Source organism: Citrobacter meridianamericanus (genome assembly GCF_041320245.1).
Taxonomy (GTDB): domain Bacteria; phylum Pseudomonadota; class Gammaproteobacteria; order Enterobacterales; family Enterobacteriaceae; genus Citrobacter; species Citrobacter meridianamericanus.
The window spans coordinates 2,125,832-2,142,441 of sequence record NZ_CP101036.1; the positions used below are offsets into that span (position 1 = coordinate 2,125,832).

General features: G+C 55.4%; 20 protein-coding genes. All 20 read left to right on the plus strand.

Going from position 1 to position 16,610, the window contains the following annotated elements; all coding sequences use genetic code 11:
* Nucleotides 1-10 precede the first annotated feature (10 nt).
* The 20 genes from NMD08_RS10040 to cobT are packed head-to-tail and all read left to right on the plus strand — an operon-like array spanning nucleotide 11 to nucleotide 16,498.
* Nucleotides 11-1,390, plus strand: coding sequence for a cobyrinate a,c-diamide synthase (locus NMD08_RS10040; RefSeq protein ID WP_151224676.1), 1,380 nt, complete (start codon nucleotides 11-13; stop codon nucleotides 1,388-1,390).
* A complete protein-coding gene (gene cbiB / locus NMD08_RS10045) occupies nucleotides 1,387-2,346 on the plus strand; it encodes an adenosylcobinamide-phosphate synthase CbiB (RefSeq protein ID WP_370620103.1) in 960 nt (319 codons plus the stop codon). The genes NMD08_RS10040 and cbiB overlap by 4 nt, the downstream gene beginning before the upstream one ends.
* A gap of 10 nt (nucleotides 2,347-2,356) precedes the next feature.
* Entirely contained in the window at nucleotides 2,357-2,989 is a 633-nt protein-coding gene (locus NMD08_RS10050; protein WP_187252224.1) for a cobalt-precorrin-8 methylmutase, read from the plus strand.
* Complete coding sequence (cbiD, locus tag NMD08_RS10055) at nucleotides 2,986-4,122, plus strand: cobalt-precorrin-5B (C(1))-methyltransferase CbiD (protein ID WP_151219712.1); 1,137 nt, start codon at nucleotides 2,986-2,988, stop codon at nucleotides 4,120-4,122. The genes NMD08_RS10050 and cbiD overlap by 4 nt, the downstream gene beginning before the upstream one ends.
* The gene (locus NMD08_RS10060) at nucleotides 4,116-4,721 is read left to right on the plus strand and encodes a cobalt-precorrin-7 (C(5))-methyltransferase (protein ID WP_151219711.1); all 606 of its coding nucleotides are present in this window, start codon (nucleotides 4,116-4,118) and stop codon (nucleotides 4,719-4,721) included. The genes cbiD and NMD08_RS10060 overlap by 7 nt, the downstream gene beginning before the upstream one ends.
* Nucleotides 4,711-5,280 carry a decarboxylating cobalt-precorrin-6B (C(15))-methyltransferase gene (locus NMD08_RS10065; protein WP_151219710.1) on the plus strand — a complete coding sequence of 190 codons (570 nt, stop codon included), beginning with the start codon at nucleotides 4,711-4,713 and terminating at the stop codon, nucleotides 5,278-5,280. The genes NMD08_RS10060 and NMD08_RS10065 overlap by 11 nt, the downstream gene beginning before the upstream one ends.
* Nucleotides 5,273-6,046, plus strand: a complete 774-nt coding sequence (locus NMD08_RS10070) for a cobalt-precorrin-4 methyltransferase (RefSeq protein WP_370620105.1) — start codon at nucleotides 5,273-5,275, stop codon at nucleotides 6,044-6,046. The genes NMD08_RS10065 and NMD08_RS10070 overlap by 8 nt, the downstream gene beginning before the upstream one ends.
* On the plus strand, nucleotides 6,027-7,082 hold the full coding sequence (gene cbiG, locus NMD08_RS10075) for a cobalt-precorrin 5A hydrolase (RefSeq protein ID WP_187252226.1): 1,056 nt from the start codon (nucleotides 6,027-6,029) through the stop codon (nucleotides 7,080-7,082). Before NMD08_RS10070 ends, cbiG begins: the two co-directional genes overlap by 20 nt.
* Nucleotides 7,082-7,807 carry a precorrin-3B C(17)-methyltransferase gene (locus tag NMD08_RS10080; protein WP_003030278.1) on the plus strand — a complete coding sequence of 242 codons (726 nt, stop codon included), beginning with the start codon at nucleotides 7,082-7,084 and terminating at the stop codon, nucleotides 7,805-7,807. Before cbiG ends, NMD08_RS10080 begins: the two co-directional genes overlap by 1 nt.
* Nucleotides 7,804-8,589, plus strand: coding sequence for a cobalt-precorrin-6A reductase (locus tag NMD08_RS10085; RefSeq protein WP_151224674.1), 786 nt, complete (start codon nucleotides 7,804-7,806; stop codon nucleotides 8,587-8,589). Before NMD08_RS10080 ends, NMD08_RS10085 begins: the two co-directional genes overlap by 4 nt.
* Nucleotides 8,590-8,599: 10 nt before the next feature.
* Nucleotides 8,600-9,394 carry a sirohydrochlorin cobaltochelatase gene (locus tag NMD08_RS10090; protein WP_151224673.1) on the plus strand — a complete coding sequence of 265 codons (795 nt, stop codon included), beginning with the start codon at nucleotides 8,600-8,602 and terminating at the stop codon, nucleotides 9,392-9,394.
* Nucleotides 9,391-10,104 carry a cobalt-factor II C(20)-methyltransferase gene (locus NMD08_RS10095; protein WP_187252227.1) on the plus strand — a complete coding sequence of 238 codons (714 nt, stop codon included), beginning with the start codon at nucleotides 9,391-9,393 and terminating at the stop codon, nucleotides 10,102-10,104. The genes NMD08_RS10090 and NMD08_RS10095 overlap by 4 nt, the downstream gene beginning before the upstream one ends.
* A complete protein-coding gene (gene cbiM, locus NMD08_RS10100; protein ID WP_003834098.1) occupies nucleotides 10,101-10,838 on the plus strand; it encodes a cobalt ECF transporter S component CbiM in 738 nt (245 codons plus the stop codon). Before NMD08_RS10095 ends, cbiM begins: the two co-directional genes overlap by 4 nt.
* Nucleotides 10,839-10,840: 2 nt before the next feature.
* Nucleotides 10,841-11,122: an energy-coupling factor ABC transporter substrate-binding protein gene (locus NMD08_RS10105; protein WP_003030289.1), complete on the plus strand. Its 282-nt coding sequence runs from the start codon at nucleotides 10,841-10,843 to the stop codon at nucleotides 11,120-11,122.
* Entirely contained in the window at nucleotides 11,109-11,786 is a 678-nt protein-coding gene (locus tag NMD08_RS10110; protein ID WP_151219964.1) for an energy-coupling factor ABC transporter transmembrane protein, read from the plus strand. Before NMD08_RS10105 ends, NMD08_RS10110 begins: the two co-directional genes overlap by 14 nt.
* A gap of 8 nt (nucleotides 11,787-11,794) precedes the next feature.
* The gene (locus NMD08_RS10115; protein WP_370620108.1) at nucleotides 11,795-12,610 is read left to right on the plus strand and encodes an energy-coupling factor ABC transporter ATP-binding protein; all 816 of its coding nucleotides are present in this window, start codon (nucleotides 11,795-11,797) and stop codon (nucleotides 12,608-12,610) included.
* Nucleotides 12,607-14,127 carry a cobyric acid synthase gene (locus NMD08_RS10120; protein WP_370620110.1) on the plus strand — a complete coding sequence of 507 codons (1,521 nt, stop codon included), beginning with the start codon at nucleotides 12,607-12,609 and terminating at the stop codon, nucleotides 14,125-14,127. Before NMD08_RS10115 ends, NMD08_RS10120 begins: the two co-directional genes overlap by 4 nt.
* On the plus strand, nucleotides 14,124-14,669 hold the full coding sequence (gene cobU, locus NMD08_RS10125; RefSeq protein ID WP_187252230.1) for a bifunctional adenosylcobinamide kinase/adenosylcobinamide-phosphate guanylyltransferase: 546 nt from the start codon (nucleotides 14,124-14,126) through the stop codon (nucleotides 14,667-14,669). The genes NMD08_RS10120 and cobU overlap by 4 nt, the downstream gene beginning before the upstream one ends.
* Nucleotides 14,666-15,409, plus strand: coding sequence for an adenosylcobinamide-GDP ribazoletransferase (gene cobS / locus NMD08_RS10130; RefSeq protein ID WP_210904630.1), 744 nt, complete (start codon nucleotides 14,666-14,668; stop codon nucleotides 15,407-15,409). Before cobU ends, cobS begins: the two co-directional genes overlap by 4 nt.
* Before the next feature lie 24 nt (nucleotides 15,410-15,433).
* On the plus strand, nucleotides 15,434-16,498 hold the full coding sequence (gene cobT, locus NMD08_RS10135) for a nicotinate-nucleotide--dimethylbenzimidazole phosphoribosyltransferase (RefSeq protein WP_151219702.1): 1,065 nt from the start codon (nucleotides 15,434-15,436) through the stop codon (nucleotides 16,496-16,498).
* The last annotated feature ends 112 nt before the right edge of the window (nucleotides 16,499-16,610 follow it).

Here is a 16,610-nt window from a genome sequence, read left to right on the forward strand (position 1 = left end):
GGATCAGGGTATGGCGGCCAATTTTCACGCATTTGTTCTTGCAGGTACCGGAAGCGGCTGTGGTAAAACCACGGTGACGCTGGGCTTGTTGAGCTTGTTGAAAAAGCGCGGATTACGCGTCCAGCCTTGCAAAGTCGGTCCTGATTACCTTGATACCGGCTGGCATACCGCGGTGTGCGGTACCGCTTCCCGCAATCTTGATAGCTTCATGCTTCCCGTTCCCACGCTGAACGCATTATTTCGCGAGCAGATGCAACATGCGGATATCGCCGTTATCGAAGGTGTCATGGGACTGTATGACGGCTATGGTACCGACCCAAACTATTGCAGCACTGCCGCGATGGCCAAACAGTTAGGCTGTCCGGTTATCTTATTGGTTGATGGCAAAGCCGTTTCCACCTCGATCGCCGCAACAGTAATGGGCTTTCAGCATTTTGATCCAACCCTGAACATCGCAGGCGTCATTGTTAATCGGGTCAACAGCGAAACACATTACCAACTGCTGAAGGTGGCGATCGAACGTTACTGCGCCGTACCCGTCTTAGGCTACGTTCCCCGTGTGGACGGCATTGCGCTTCCTGAACGTCATCTGGGTTTAGTTACCGCGCGCGAGTCGGTTATCAGCCAGCAACCGTGGCAGGCATTCGCCGCGACGCTGGAGCAAACCCTTGATATCGACGCGTTGTTGGCATTAAGCCAGTTAAACACCCTTCCTGTTGGCGAATGGCCCGCGCTACCGGCAGCAGACGCAGGGGCAGGGCTAACGCTTGCCATCGCCGATGACGAAGCATTCAACTTTTACTATCCGGACAATATTACGCTGCTGGAGCGCACGGGGCTTAAGATTGTCCGTTTTAGCCCCTTGCACGACAACTGCTTACCCGACTGTCAGATGATCTGGTTAGGAGGCGGATATCCTGAGTTACATGCTGCAGCGCTGGCCGGAAATGTCCCGATGCTTGAACAGTTGCGGGCGGCGCACCAACGAGGCGTCGCGATTTACGCGGAGTGTGGGGGACTGATGTATCTCGGTAGTTCACTTGAGGACAGTCAGGGCGAGACCTGGTTGATGGCGGATATTATTCCCGGCCACAGCAAAATGGGTAAACGTTTGACCCGATTTGGTTACTGTGAAGCGCAGGCCGCGCAGCAAACATTATTAGCTGCCAAAGGCGAAGTGCTGCGCGGTCATGAATTCCACTACTCCGATTTTACCCCTGAAACGTCAGCAGTGATGAACTGTCGCAAAGTTCGCGATGGCAAAACGCTGCAAGCCTGGTCTGGTGGCTGGCAGTCAGGAAATACCTTCGCCAGCTATCTACACGTTCATTTTGCTCAACGCCCGCAGATGCTTAACCATTGGCTGGCAGCCGCGAGGAGTGCGCTATGACGATCCTCGCGTGGTGTTTTGCCTGGCTACTCGATTTTATCATTGGCGATCCGCAGAACTGGCCGCATCCGGTGCGCTGGATTGGCAATCTGATTTCTGCCGTGCAACGTGTTGTTCGGCGTTACTGCCATAGCGACCGCGCGTTACGCATCGGTGGCGCGCTGATGTGGATTGTAGTGGTTGGACTGACCTGGGCTGTGTCCTGGGGAATACTGGCGCTGGCGCAATCAATTCATCCCTGGTTTGGTTGGGTTGTTGAGGTCTGGATGATTTTCACCGTGCTGGCCGGGCGCTGCCTGGCAAACGCCGCGCAGGATGTAGAACGTCCGCTACGTGCCGGTAACCTGGCCGCCAGTCGGGAAAAGCTGTCATGGATTGTGGGACGTGATACCTCGCAACTACAACCGCCGCAGATTAATCGCGGTGTAGTGGAAACCGTAGCGGAGAATACCGTTGACGGCATTATCGCGCCGCTGTTCTTCCTGCTTCTCGGTGGTGCGCCCCTGGCGATGGCCTATAAAGCGGTAAACACCCTTGACTCCATGGTGGGCTACAAACATGAAAAATACCGAGCCATCGGTATGGTCAGCGCCCGTCTGGATGATATCGCAAATTATATTCCCGCGAGACTGAGCTGGTTGCTGCTGAGCGCTGCAGCATTTTTATGCCGCCAGAACGGCGCACGAGCTTTGCAGATTGGCTGGCGCGATCGCTATAACCACAGCAGCCCAAACTGTGCGTGGTCGGAGGCATCCGTGGCCGGGGCATTAGGCATTCGTCTGGGTGGTCCTAATGACTACTTTGGCGAGCGCGTTGAGAAACCGTGGATCGGTGATGCGCAGCGCGACATTTCGGTAGACGACATTTCCCATACGATTCGATTGATGTGGGTGGCATCGACGCTGGCACTGGCGCTGTTTATTGCGCTGCGGTGGCTGCTGGTCGGTGTGGCCTGAGGACAACACCATGCAATATATCCAGCAACCCCAGGCGATTGAGGCCAAAAGTTTCGACATTATTGGCGAGATTATTCGTGAAACACGCCCGGACTATCAGTTTGCCAGCCCGTTACATGAAGCCATTATCAAGCGGGTCATTCACACAACCGCGGATTTCGACTGGCTGGACATTCTGTGGTTTTCCAGTGATGTGCTGGAACAGTTTTGTGCGGCGCTTAGCCGCTCAAGCGTGATTTATACCGATACCACGATGGCTCTGTCCGGGATTAATAAAACGTTGCTGGCAAAATTTGGCGGTGAATGCCGCTGCTACATCAGCGACCCACGGGTTGTGCGGACGGCCAAAGAGCAGGGCATTACTCGCTCGATGGCGGCCGTCGATATCGCAGTGAAGGAAGAAGGTGAAAAGCTGTTTGTGTTTGGTAACGCGCCGACAGCGTTGTTTCGCCTGCTGGAGCATGATGTCGCCGTCAGTGGTGTGGTTGGCGTACCGGTAGGGTTCGTCGGTGCCGAAGAGTCGAAAGATGCGCTCACCCAAAGCAGTCTGCCCGCCATTGCCGCGTTAGGCCGTAAAGGGGGAAGTAATGTCGCTGCCGCTATCGTCAATGCCATGCTTTATCACATGCAGGGGGTGCGATGAGCGAGGCTTTCGATACGCCGGTGTGGCACAACGGTAAAGCACTGCGTAAAGGATATACCACCGGATCCTGCGCGACGGCGGCGGCAAAAGTGGCGGCGCTGATGGTATTACGCCAACACTTGATCCATCAGGTTTCTATTGTGACGCCTTCCGGGGTGACGCTGTGTCTGAACGTGGAGTCGCCGCATATCGAAGGGCAGCAGGCGATAGCCGCTATTCGCAAAGACGGTGGTGATGATGTGGACGCCACACATGGGATGCTGATTTTTGCTCGCGTGACGTTAAACGAGAGTAAAGAGATAACCCTTCAAGGCGGGGAAGGCGTTGGTACGGTAACCCGCAAAGGGATCGGCCTGCCAGTGGGCAGTTCAGCGATTAACCGCACACCTCGCCAGACCATTGAGTCAGCGGTGCGTGAGGCGATTGGCCCGAATCGAGGGGCACAGATTGAGATTTTCGCGCCGGAAGGCGAAGAGCGGGCGCAAAAAACCTACAACTCGCGCCTGGGTATTCTGGGCGGCATTTCGATTATTGGCACCACGGGGATCGTCACGCCGATGTCGGAAGAGAGCTGGAAACGTTCGCTGTCGCTGGAGCTGGAAATTAAGCGAGCGGCGGGACTGGAACGCGTTGTACTGGTGCCGGGAAACCATGGCGAACGTTTTGTGCGCGAGCAGATGGGGATTGACACCCAGGTGGTTGTCACCATGAGCAACTTTGTCGGCTACATGATTGAAGAAGCGGTACGTCTGGGGTTCCGGCAAATCGTGCTGGTGGGACATCCGGGCAAGCTTGTCAAAATCGCGGCGGGCATTTTCCATACCCATAGCCATATTGCCGACGCGCGTATGGAAACTCTGGTGGCCCATCTCGCGTTACTTGGCGCGCCGCTGGAACTGCTGACGCTGGTCAGCGACTGCGATACCACCGAGGCGGCGATGGAACACATAGAAGCGTATGGTTTTCAGCACATTTATGACCATCTGGCTAAGCGCATTTGTATGCGCGTCCTGCAAACGTTGCGTTTTACCAAAAATCCCCCGACCTGCGACGCCATCATGTTCTCCTTTGATAACCAGGTGCTGGGTTGTAATCGTCCGATCGCAGAGATTGCTGAGGAGATGCAATGTTAACCGTTGTGGGGATGGGACCCGCCGGTTTGCATTTGATGACGCCTGCGGCACGCGAAGCGGTTGCAACGGCTGATGTTCTGGTCGGCGGTAAGCGGCATTTGCAGCAGTTCGCGGATTTTACCGGCGAACAGTTTGTTCTCGGTGCCAATATCCCGGAACTGCTGGACTGGATTAATACGCACCGGGCGCAACAGGTTGTGGTGCTGGCGTCTGGCGATCCGCTGTTCTATGGGATCGGAACGCGCATGGTGGCGCATTTTGGTATTGAAAATGTGCGCATTATTCCCGGTATTAGTGCGGTGCAGTATCTGTGTGCGCAGTCCGGTATTGATATGAACGATATGTGGCTGACCAGTAGCCATGGTCGCAGCGTCTGTTTCGATGAACTGGCGCGGCATAACAAGGTGGCGATGGTGACAGATGGGCTGTGCGGCCCGCGTGAAATTGCGCAACAGCTGATAGCGCGAGGCAAGGGACATCGCTGGATGGTGATTGGCGAAAACCTGGCGATGGAAAACGAACGGATCCATTTCCTGCCCGTGAGTGAAGTTAACGCCGACTATGACATGAATGCAGTGGTGATCCTTGATGAAAGATGAGCTGTTTCTGCGTGGAGAGAAAGTGCCGATGACCAAAGAAGCGGTACGCGCACTTGCCCTCTCAAAACTTGAATTACACCGCGCCAGTCACCTGATTGATATTGGTGCCGGAACCGGCAGCGTGTCGATAGAAGCCGCGCTGCAATACCCTGGATTACGCGTGACAGCAATTGAGCGTAACCCGGCAGCGCTCAGGCTGCTGGATGAGAACCGTCAGCATTTTGCCTGCGCAAACATCGATATTTTTCCCGGCGTTGCGCCGATGACTATCGCGGAAAAAGCCGATGCCATTTTTATGGGTGGCAGCGGCGGCCATTTGACCGAACTGATTGACTGGTCAATGCGTCAATTGCATCCCGCAGGGCGGCTGGTGATGACGTTTATCCTCCAGGAAAACCTCAACATCGCGCTGGCACATCTGGACCATCTTGGCGTACAGGGCGTGGATTGCCTGCAGCTACAGGTTTCCTCGCTTACCTCGCTTGGCAATGGTCATTATTTCAAACCGAATAACCCCGTATTTGTTATCGCCTGTCAGAAGGAAGGAAACCATGTCTGAGATTTTTGATCCCCGTAGCGTGTGGTTTGTCGGCGCAGGTCCTGGCGATCGCGAGCTGATTACCCTCAAAGGTTACCGGTTGCTACAGCAGGCGCAGGTTGTTATCTACGCTGGATCGCTGATTAACACCGAACTGCTGGAATATTGCCCTGTCGGCGCAGAATGTCACGACAGCGCCGAACTGCATCTGGAGCAGATCCTCGACCTGATGGAGGCCGGCGTGAAAGCAGGGAAGACCGTCGTGCGTCTGCAAACCGGCGATGTTTCGCTATACGGTTCCGTGCGCGAGCAGGGCGAGGAACTGACCAAGCGTGGGATTGACTGGCAGGTGGTGCCTGGCGTCAGCGCATTTCTCGGCGCGGCGGCGGAGTTGGGCGTTGAGTATACCGTGCCAGAGGTCTCACAAAGCCTGATCATCACACGTCTGGAAGGGCGCACGCCGGTACCGGAGCGCGAACAGCTGGAGTCATTTGCCAGTCACCAGACGTCAATGGCGATTTATCTGTCCGTCCAGCGTATTCATCGGGTGGCTGAACGCCTTGTTGAAGGCGGTTATCCTGCGACCACGCCCGTGGCGGTGATCTACAAAGCAACCTGGCCGGAAAGCCAGACTGTGCGCGGTACGCTGGCGGATATTGGCGACAAGGTACGCGATGCGGGTATCCGCAAAACGGCCCTCATTCTGGTCGGTAATTTCCTGGGCTCGGAGTATCACTACTCCAAACTCTATGCGGCGGACTTTACCCATGAATACCGTAAAGCCTGAATCCATTGCGCTTTTTTGCCTGACGCCCGGTGGTGTCGTGCTGGCGAAGCGTCTGGCGGCCATGCTGCCGGTGACCTGTTTTACCAGTGAAAAGCTGCTGGAGGAGGGGTTTATTCCCTTCGAAAACGGCTTTGCCAATACCGCCCGCGAAGCGTTTGCAAATTATTCGGCGCTGATTTTTATCGGCGCGACCGGTATCGCGGTGCGCGTGCTGGCCCCGCTGGTCAACGACAAATTTTGCGATCCGGCGGTGGTGGTCATTGATGAACGTGCCCAGCACGTTATCAGCCTGCTCTCCGGTCACGCCGGGGGCGCGAATGCGCTGGCTCGTTATCTGGCGGGTATGTTGGGCGCTGACCCGGTGATCACCACGGCGACAGATGTCAATGATATGGCGGCACTGGATACGCTGGCATTTCAGTTGAATGCCCGGATGAGCGATTTCCGCTCGGCGGTGAAGATCGTCAATCAGATGCTGGTTAGTAACAAGCGCGTAGGACTGTGGTGGGATGACGAACTGACGCAGGATGTCAGCCATTGCGATCGACGCGGTTTTATCACGGTATCCGATCTCAACTCGCTTCCTGAACTGGATGCGCTGGTGTGCATCACCTTACGCACTAATTTACCCGACCTGCCGGTTCCTCACTGGAAGCTGGTGCCGCAGCGGGTAGTCGCCGGAATTGGTTGTCGTCGCGATACGCCGTTTCCGCTGCTGGCTGCGCTGCTGGCCAGGCAACTCGAAGCCCAGCAGCTCGATCCGCTGGCGTTAAAAGCTATTGGCAGCATCACGCTGAAAAAAAATGAACAGGGACTTATCCAATTAGCTTCGTGCTGTCGGGTTCCTTTCGAAACCTTTACTGCTGACGCGCTGCGTGAGCATGAACACCGTTTTCCGGCTTCATCGTTTGTGCGCAAAACGGTGGGCACAGGAAGCGTTTCCGGTCCTGCAGCCTGGCTGCTTAGCCACGGACAACTGTTAGGCGAGACCCTGCGAGAACAGGGCGTCACTATCACTTTGGGAGTTTCACACTGATGTTAAGCGTAATTGGAATTGGCCCTGGCTCGCAGGCAATGATGACCATGGAAGCTGTTGAAGCATTGCAGGCAGCGGAAATCATCGTTGGCTATAAAACCTACACCCACCTGGTAAAAGCGTTCACAGGTGACAAGCAGGTGATCAAAACCGGAATGTGCAAAGAGATTGAACGCTGTCAGGCGGCGATCGAACTGGCGCAGGCGGGTCACAATGTGGCGTTGATCAGCAGCGGTGACGCGGGGATTTACGGTATGGCCGGACTGGTACTCGAACTGGTCAGCAAGCAAAAGCTGGACGTTGAGGTCAGGTTGATACCAGGTATGACCGCCAGTATTGCCGCCGCCTCTTTGCTGGGCGCGCCGTTGATGCACGACTTCTGCCACATCAGCTTAAGCGATCTGTTAACGCCGTGGCCGGTTATCGAAAAACGCATCGTTGCCGCCGGTGAGGCCGATTTTGTTATCTGTTTCTACAACCCACGCAGTCGGGGTCGCGAAGGACATCTGGCGCGCGCATTTGAGCTGTTATCTGCCAGCAAGAGTGCACAAACACCGGTCGGTATTGTGAAGTCGGCCGGACGTAAAAAGCAGGAAAAATGGCTGACCACGCTGGGTGAAATGGATTTTGAGCCGGTTGATATGACCAGTCTTGTGATCGTGGGCAACAAAACCACCTATGTTCAGGACGGGCTGATGATCACACCCCGAGGTTATGTGCTGTGAATTATGGTGATGTGCTGGTCATGGGCGGCACCAGCGATGCGCGCATGCTGTGCCAGCAACTGGATGCGGCAAACGTGGCCTACACCCTGTCAGTTGCGACCCCGACGGGAAAGCAACTGGCGGGAGACATCAAAGGTCAGGTGCGCTGCGGGCGTCTGGAACGTGAGCAAATGATTGCCTGGCTGCAGGAAAATCGGACGCGCTGGGTGATTGATGCCTCGCATCCTTACGCCGAGGTGGTAAGTCGCAACATCATGAATGCCTGCGAAGCGGCGGGCGTACTGCTGAGCCGCTATCAGCGCCCCGAACAGTTAAGCGGTTTAACCCACTCGCACCTGTATACCGTACAGAGTATTCAGCAAGCCAGCGAGGTCGCGCGGCGTTTCGGTGAACGAGTGCTGCTGACGACCGGCAGTAAAGATCTGGCGATCTGGCGCAAAGAGTTGCCAGAGAAAACGCTGCTGGCGCGCGTCCTGCCTGTACCTGAGGTCATTCAGCAATGCGCGGACCTGGGATTTGGCGTCGGTGAGATCTTTGCTCTGTGTGGGCCGTTTAGCGCCGAGTTCAACGCTGCGTTTTATCAACAGTGTCAGGCTGATGTGGTGATTACTAAGGCATCAGGCGCGGAAGGGGGGTATCAGGAAAAAGTGCAACCCTGTCTGGATGCCGGTATCCCCTGCATCGTGATTACACGTCCGGCACCGTTGGTGACGGGAGAAGAGTTACTGGAAAGTCAGGCCGCCTTTGCGGCGCGTTTAACGCGCTGGCTGGCCGCTGCTTAAGGAGTTAGAGATGAAAAAGGCGCTTCTGGTGGTCAGCTTTGGCACCAGCTATCACGACACCTGTGAGAAAAATATTGTGGCCTGTGAGCGCGATCTCGCAGCCAGTTGCCCTGACCGTGACCTGTTCCGGGCGTTTACCTCAGGGATGATAATCCGCAAGCTCAAACAGCGTGACGGCATTGAAATCGACACACCGCTGCAGGCGCTGCAAAAGCTGGCGGAGCAGGGGTATCAGGATGTCGCAATTCAGTCGCTGCACATCATCAATGGTGATGAGTACGAAAAAATTGTCCGCGAAGTGCAAAGTATGCGCTCGCTGTTTTCTCGCCTGACGCTGGGTGTACCGCTTTTGAGCAGCGTTGAAGATTACGCACAGTTGATGCTGGCTTTGCAACAGCAGATGCCGGCGCTGGGTGAAAAAGAAAAAGTGGTGTTTATGGGACACGGGGCAAGCCATCACGCTTTTGCTGCCTATGCCTGTCTTGACCACATGATGACGGCGCAGCGCTTCCCGGCGCGAGTCGGGGCGGTGGAAAGCTACCCGGAAGTGGATGTGCTGATTGAAAGTTTATCTCAGGAAGGCGTCACGGCGGTACATCTGATGCCGCTGATGTTAGTCGCCGGTGACCATGCGATTAACGATATGGCCTCCGACGAAGACGATTCGTGGAAAACGTTGTTCAACGCAGCAGGGATACCGGCTACGCCGTGGCTCAGCGGACTGGGGGAAAACCCGGCGGTTCGCGCGATGTTTGTGGCGCATTTACAGCAGGCGCTTAATGTGGCGCTGGAGGAAGCAGCATGAGCGGAAAACTGTACGCATTAAGCACCGGACCTGGCGCTTCCGATCTGATCACCGTACGTGCTGCACGCACGTTGGGGATGCTGGATATTCTCTATGCGCCCGCCGGACGCAAAGGCGGCGATAGCCTGGCGCTGTCGATTGTACGGGAGTATATCGGCGAGCAGACCGAGGTTCGCTGCTGCCATTTTCCCATGAGTGCCGACAGCGCGGAAAAAGAGGCCGTCTGGGATGAGGTGGCAAGCGCGCTGGTTCAGGAAGTTGAAGCCGGGAAGAGGGTAGGCTTTATTACGCTCGGTGACGCCATGCTGTTCAGCACCTGGGTCTTTTTACTGCAGCGCATTGGTTCGCCTGACTGGTTAGAAATTGTCCCGGGCGTGACCTCTTTCGCTGCGATTGCCGCGCGTGCGAAAACTCCGCTCGCCATGGAGCAACAATCGCTGGCAGTGGTCTCCTGTACCGCGCCGGAAGCTGAAATTCAGCAGGCGTTAAAGCAGCATGACAGCCTGGTGCTGATGAAAGTTTACGGTCGCTTTGCGCGCATCAAAGCGTTGCTGCAGCAAGAGGGGTTGTTGGACTACGCGCTGATGATGTCTGAAGCCACGCTGCCGGGCGAGCAGTGCTGGCGCCATCTCGACGAGGTGAGCGACGATCAGCCGCTGCCTTATTTCTCGACCATTCTGGTCAACAAACAGTGGGAGTATGCACAATGAAGCTTGAACAACAGCTAAAACAGCTGTCTTTCAGCGGGTTGGCTGCGGCGCTATTACTGATGATTGTTCCTGAGCAAGCGTTCGCGATGCACATTATGGAAGGTTTCCTGCCGCCGATGTGGGCGCTGGCATGGTGGCTACTGTTTTTACCCTGCCTGTGGTACGGGCTGGTGCGCCTGCGCCAAATCGTGCAGGAAGATAACCACCAGAAAGTTTTACTGGCACTGTGCGGCGCCTTTATTTTTGTGCTGTCGGCGCTGAAAATTCCTTCCGTTACCGGAAGTTGTTCACACCCTACCGGCGTAGGCCTGGCGGTTATTCTGTTCGGGCCAGGTGTAGTAGCTATCCTCGGGGCGATCGTTTTGCTGTTCCAGGCACTGCTGCTGGCGCACGGTGGTTTGACGACGCTCGGCGCTAACGGCATGTCGATGGCGGTGATTGGCCCGGTAGTGGGTTACATGGTGTGGAAAATGGCCTGCCGTGCGGGGCTGCGTCGTGATGTTTGCGTCTTCTTGTGCGCGATGTTGGCGGATCTTGTCACCTATTTCGTCACCTCTGTGCAACTGGGCGTGGCATTCCCGGATCCGTCTGCTGGCGCTACCGGTTCAATCATTAAATTCATGGGGATTTTCTGTCTGACACAAATCCCCATCGCGATTGCGGAAGGGTTACTCACCGTGCTGATTTACGATCAGCTAACCAAACGCCAGTTAATAACCGCACAAGGACATTAACGATGAAAAAGACGCTGATTATATTGGGCATGGTAGTGGCGCTGGTGATCCTGCCGTTCTTTATCAACCACGGTGGAGAATACGGCGGTTCAGACGGTGAAGCAGAGAGTCAGATTCAGGCTATTGCCCCGCATTATGAGCCATGGTTCCAGCCGTTGTATGAACCGGCAAGCGGTGAGATTGAAAGCCTGTTGTTTACGCTCCAGGGATCGCTGGGTGCAGCCGTAATTTTCTACATACTGGGTTACACCAAAGGCAGGCAACGTCGTGATGACCGGGCTTGACAGGCTTAGCTATCAAAGCCGCTGGTTTCATGTCTCACCGGTGCGGAAATTTCTGCTCTGGCTAATGATGATGATTCTGGCGTTTACTCTGCCCCCGTTGGGGCAGGGTATCGAGCTGTTACTGATTGCCGCGCTGAGCTGCTGGCTGCTACGCATTTCGTTCTGGCGCTGGTGCCGCTGGATGGCATTACCGTTTGGTTTTCTGACGATAGGGGTAGTGACCATCCTGTTTAGTTTTAGTCGCGATCCGCAGACTCTGCTGGCCAGCATTCCCGTTGGCAGCTACTGGTTGGGCGTTAGTGCCTCAGGACTTTTCACCGCCAATGAAACCTTCTGGCGCAGCCTGGCTGCGTTGGCGGCAACGCTCTGGCTGGTGCTGAATCTACCGTTTCCGCAGCTGATTATCTTACTCAAACGCGCGCACGTTCCTCGCCTGCTTACTGAGCAGATCCTGTTAACCTGGCGCTTTATTTTTATCCTGTTAGACGAGGCGCTGGCTATTCATCGCGCACAAACGCTGCGTTTTGGGTATCGTAGCTTGCCGTTGGGCTATCGCTCGCTGGCGATGCTGGTGGGACTGCTGTTTACCCGCGTGTTGATCCGCTACCAGCAAATGACTACCACACTGGATATCAAACTTTATCAGGGTGATTTTCACCTGTAAGGAAAAGTATGCTTGCCACCTCAGCGCTTTGGTTTCGCTATCAGGATGACCCGATCCTCAAGGGGCTAACGCTGGACTTTTCTACGCATGCCGTTACGGGGTTGGTTGGTGCCAATGGCTGCGGAAAATCCACGCTATTTATGAATCTGAGTGGCTTACTGCGCCCGCAGCAAGGGGCAGTGATGTGGCAAGGCAAACCGTTGGATTACAGCAAGCGTGGCCTACTGGCACTGCGTCAGCAGGTGGCTACTGTATTTCAGGATGCCGATCAGCAAATCTTTTACACCGATATCGACAGTGACATTGCTTTCAGCCTGCGCAACCTTGGCGTGGATGAAGCTGAAATCGCCCGCCGGGTGGAAGATGCGCTGACGCTGGTCGATGCTCAGCATTTTCGCCATCAACCGATTCAGTGTTTAAGTCACGGGCAAAAAAAACGTGTGGCAATTGCCGGGGCGTTGGTGTTGCAGGCGCAATACCTGTTGCTGGATGAGCCTACAGCAGGGCTTGACCCATCAGGCCGTACGCAGATGATTGAGATAATCAAACGCATCGTAGCGCAAGGCAACCACGTGGTTATCTCCAGCCATGATATCGATCTTATCTATGAAGTCAGTGATGCAGTTTACGTTTTACGCCGGGGCGAGGTGCTAACACACGGCACGCCGGGGGACGTTTTCGCCCGTACGGAACTGATTGAACAAGCGGGATTAACTCAGCCCTGGCTGGTGAAGCTGCATACAGAGCTGGGCTTCCCGCTGTGTAAAACAGAGGCTGAATTTTTTAGTTGTATGCGAGAGAACGCACTGAAGGAGGCGTCATGACGCAGGCGATAATGTTGCAGGGAACGGCATCTGATGTGGGTAAAAGCGTGTTGGTCGCCGGGCTGTGTCGAATTTTTTATCAGGATGGACTGCGTACTGCGCCGTTCAAATCGCAAAACATGGCGCTGAACTCTGGCATTACGCCAGAAGGCAAGGAGATGGGGCGCGCACAAATTTTTCAGGCCGAAGCTGCAGGGATTACGCCAGATGTGCGTATGAATCCGGTGCTGCTTAAACCAACCAGCGACCGTAAAGCGCAGGTTGTGCTGATGGGCAAAGTCGCGACCGACATGGATGCGGTGAGCTACCACGAGTATAAACCGCGTCTGCGGGATCAAATCCTGTCAGTTTATAACAGTCTGGCGCAAGAGTTCGATGTGCTGGTGCTGGAGGGGGCGGGAAGCCCGGCAGAGATTAACCTGCGCGATCGCGATATCGTCAATATGGGTATGGCTGAAATGGCGCGATGTCCTGTTATTTTGGTGGCGGATATCGACCGTGGCGGGGTGTTTGCCTCCATTTACGGCACACTGGCGCTATTGCACGATCATGAACGCGCCAGGGTCAAAGGGGTGATCATCAATAAATTTCGCGGTGATGTGGCGTTGCTGTATTCCGGTATTGAGCAAATTGAAGCGCTGACCGGAGTGCCGGTTCTGGGCGTCATGCCATGGCTGGATGTGGATCTGGAAGATGAAGATGGCGTAGCGCTGCAAAAGGGTAAATATTTGCGCACTGATAAGCGCGACATCGACATCGCCGTTGTGCAAATACCGCACATTTCGAATTTTACTGATTTCAATGCGCTTGCCGCACAGCCGGATGTACGTGTGCGCTATGTGCGTCAGCCTGAAGAACTGGCGGGGGCCGATCTGGTGATTCTGCCGGGCAGTAAAAATACGCTGGGCGATCTGGTGTGGCTGCGTGAGAGCGGGATGGCGCACGGTGTCGTGCAATTGCATAGTAACAACGTGCCGGTGGTGGGGATTTGCGGTGGCTATCAAATGCTCGGCGATACGATCATCGATGAAGTGGAGTCAGGACTCGGCACGCTGCCGGGGCTGGGCTTGCTCAATACTGTAACGCATTTTGCCCAGCACAAAACTACCACTTTGGTTGAGGGAAAAATGTCCTCCTCGCTGCCTGACTGGCTGGCGGGCGCGGCGGGGTTATCCGTTCGTGGTTATGAAATTCACATGGGCGAAACGACCTTAACTGAAGAATGCCGGGCGGTGATGACGCTGTGCAAGGACGGTGGCAACGTGGCTGACGGCGCGGTTACGCCGGATGGCCTGGCGTTTGGTACTTATCTTCACGGTCTGTTTGACAGCGATGAATTTACCCGGGCGCTGGTTAATGGCCTGCGCGTACGTAAAGGGTTAGCACCGCTGGATTCCACCTTCCATTACGCGCAATATAAATCGCAGCAGTTTGATCTGCTGGCGGATGCGATGCGGCAACACATCGATATTGATAAAATTTATACCATCATGCAGCAACACCGGGAGCCAGTATGATGATTCTGGTTACCGGCGGCGCGCGAAGCGGTAAAAGTCGACATGCGGAAGCGCTGATCGCGGATTCTCCAAACGTTTTGTATATCGCGACTTCGCAGATCTTTGATGAGGAGATGGCGGCACGAATTCAGCATCATCGCGATGGACGCCCTGCGCACTGGCGTACAGCCGAATGCTGGCAACATCTCGATGAACTGATAACGGCTGCAAACGATCCGCAAGAAGCCATTCTGCTGGAGTGCATCACCACGATGGTGACCAACCTGCTGTTTGCGCTGGGCGGTGACAGCAATCCGGATAACTGGGATTACGCGGCGATGGAACAGTCGATCGAGGATGAGATCCGTTCGCTGATTGCCGCCTGTCAGCGATGCCCGGCAAAGGTTGTGCTGGTCACGAATGAGGTAGGAATGGGGATTGTTCCGGAGAACCGTCTGGCACGGCATTTTCGCGATATTGCAGGACGTGTGAATCAGCGACTGGCAGCAGCAGCCGATGAGGTCTGGCTGGTGGTATCAGGAATTGGAGTCAAAATTAAATGAGTAAGTTGTTCTGGGCAATGCTCTCTTTTATCAGTCGCTTGCCCGTTCCTGCTCGCTGGTCGCAAGGACTGGATTTCGAGCACTATTCACGTGGCATTGTGATGTTTCCGCTGATTGGCGTGGTGCTGGGCGGGATAACGGGACTGGTCTTTATGGCGCTGCAGGCCTGGTGCGGTATCCCCCTGGCGGCGCTGTTTGCAGTGTTGACCCTCGCGCTGCTGACCGGTGGTTTTCATCTCGATGGTCTGGCGGATACCTGTGACGGTATTTTCTCTGCCCGTCGACGCGAACGGATGCTGGAAATCATGCGCGACAGCCGCCTGGGAACCCACGGCGGACTGGCGTTGATTTTCGTGTTGTTGGCGAAAGTGCTGGTGGTGAGCGAACTGGCTTTGCGTGGCACACCGATGCTGGCGGCGCTTGCTGCGGCTTGTGTTGCCGGGCGGGGTACCGCTGTTTTGCTGATGTATCGACATCGTTACGCTCGCGAAGAAGGGCTGGGCAATGTCTTTATCGGCAAAGTCTCCGGGCGTCAAACCTGCGTTACGTTGGGATTTGCGGCAGTCCTTGCCGCCGTACTGCTTCCCGGTATGCACGGCGTAGCAGCACTGGTTGTCACGATAGTGGCGATTTTCATTCTTGGGCAGTTATTAAAACGCACGTTGGGTGGGCAAACCGGCGATACGCTGGGCGCAGCCATTGAACTTGGCGAGTTGATTTTCCTGCTGGCTCTGCTCTGAGTCAGCCAACATACTGGAACCCCTATGCAGACTTTAACCTCTTTACTCCACACCATACCTTCACCTGATAGTGCCGCGATGCTGCGTGCACAGCAGCATATCGATGGCTTGCTTAAGCCACCGGGAAGTCTTGGTCGGCTCGAGTCACTCGCTGTGCAATTGGCCGGAATGCCCGGCCTGAAGGGCGTTCCGCATGTGAATGGCAAAGCGATGCTGGTGATGTGCGCCGATCACGGCGTGTGGGATGAAGGGGTTGCCGTTTCGCCTAAAATCGTCACGGCTATTCAGGCTGCTAATATGACGCGTGGGACGACCGGTGTTTGCGTGCTGGCTGCTCAGGCGGGGGCAAAGGTACATGTGATTGATGTCGGTATTGATGCTGAACCTATTCCTGGCGTAGTAAATATGCGCGTGGCGCGCGGCTGCGGCAATATTGCTCAGGGCCCGGCAATGAGCCGTTCACAGGCCGAGGAGCTACTGCTGGAAGTTATCCGTTATACTCATGGACTGGCCAGGGACGGCGTAACGCTGTTTGGGGTCGGTGAACTTGGTATGGCCAACACGACACCCGCGGCGGCAATCGTCAGCGTGCTGACTGGAAGCGATGCCGAGAATGTGGTCGGTATCGGCGCTAACCTGCCGCTTTCAAGAGTAGGCAATAAAGTAGACGTTGTGCGGCGAGCCATTGCCGTCAATCAACCGGATCGCAATGACGGTATTGATGTACTGGCTAAAGTTGGTGGGTTTGATCTTGTCGGCATGGCGGGTGTGATGTTGGGGGCAGCCTCCTGTGGCCTTCCAGTTGTGCTGGATGGTTTTCTCTCTTACTCTGCTGCGCTGGCAGCCTGCCAGATTGCGCCGCAGATTAAACCCTATCTGATACCGTCACATTTCTCCGCTGAGAAGGGCGCCCGCACCGCGCTGGCGCATCTTGAACTGGATCCGTATCTCAATATGGGGATGCGTTTGGGGGAAGGCAGCGGGGCCGCTCTGGCGATGCCAATTATTGAAGCCGCCTGTGCCATGTACAGTAACATGGGGCAGCTAGCCGCCAGCAACATTGTGCTTCCGGATGGGAAGGAAGCATAGCCAGCTGTAACCCCGTTTGAGTGCGGGGTTTTCATCAGCCAACTCGATGTAACTCCCTAAAACAGATAAAAAAGCTATACTTAACGGATATCGGCTGCGACGAAGGAAAGGA

Coding starts and splice junctions, on each gene's coding strand:
- NMD08_RS10040 (WP_151224676.1), top strand. CDS start 11: ATGGCGGCCAATTTTCACGCATTTGTTCTTGCAGGTACCGGAAGCGGC.
- cbiB (WP_370620103.1), top strand. CDS start 1,387: ATGACGATCCTCGCGTGGTGTTTTGCCTGGCTACTCGATTTTATCATT.
- NMD08_RS10050 (WP_187252224.1), top strand. CDS start 2,357: ATGCAATATATCCAGCAACCCCAGGCGATTGAGGCCAAAAGTTTCGAC.
- cbiD (WP_151219712.1), top strand. CDS start 2,986: ATGAGCGAGGCTTTCGATACGCCGGTGTGGCACAACGGTAAAGCACTG.
- NMD08_RS10060 (WP_151219711.1), top strand. CDS start 4,116: ATGTTAACCGTTGTGGGGATGGGACCCGCCGGTTTGCATTTGATGACG.
- NMD08_RS10065 (WP_151219710.1), top strand. CDS start 4,711: ATGAAAGATGAGCTGTTTCTGCGTGGAGAGAAAGTGCCGATGACCAAA.
- NMD08_RS10070 (WP_370620105.1), top strand. CDS start 5,273: ATGTCTGAGATTTTTGATCCCCGTAGCGTGTGGTTTGTCGGCGCAGGT.
- cbiG (WP_187252226.1), top strand. CDS start 6,027: ATGAATACCGTAAAGCCTGAATCCATTGCGCTTTTTTGCCTGACGCCC.
- NMD08_RS10080 (WP_003030278.1), top strand. CDS start 7,082: ATGTTAAGCGTAATTGGAATTGGCCCTGGCTCGCAGGCAATGATGACC.
- NMD08_RS10090 (WP_151224673.1), top strand. CDS start 8,600: ATGAAAAAGGCGCTTCTGGTGGTCAGCTTTGGCACCAGCTATCACGAC.
- NMD08_RS10095 (WP_187252227.1), top strand. CDS start 9,391: ATGAGCGGAAAACTGTACGCATTAAGCACCGGACCTGGCGCTTCCGAT.
- cbiM (WP_003834098.1), top strand. CDS start 10,101: ATGAAGCTTGAACAACAGCTAAAACAGCTGTCTTTCAGCGGGTTGGCT.
- NMD08_RS10105 (WP_003030289.1), top strand. CDS start 10,841: ATGAAAAAGACGCTGATTATATTGGGCATGGTAGTGGCGCTGGTGATC.
- NMD08_RS10110 (WP_151219964.1), top strand. CDS start 11,109: ATGACCGGGCTTGACAGGCTTAGCTATCAAAGCCGCTGGTTTCATGTC.
- NMD08_RS10115 (WP_370620108.1), top strand. CDS start 11,795: ATGCTTGCCACCTCAGCGCTTTGGTTTCGCTATCAGGATGACCCGATC.
- NMD08_RS10120 (WP_370620110.1), top strand. CDS start 12,607: ATGACGCAGGCGATAATGTTGCAGGGAACGGCATCTGATGTGGGTAAA.
- cobU (WP_187252230.1), top strand. CDS start 14,124: ATGATGATTCTGGTTACCGGCGGCGCGCGAAGCGGTAAAAGTCGACAT.
- cobS (WP_210904630.1), top strand. CDS start 14,666: ATGAGTAAGTTGTTCTGGGCAATGCTCTCTTTTATCAGTCGCTTGCCC.
- cobT (WP_151219702.1), top strand. CDS start 15,434: ATGCAGACTTTAACCTCTTTACTCCACACCATACCTTCACCTGATAGT.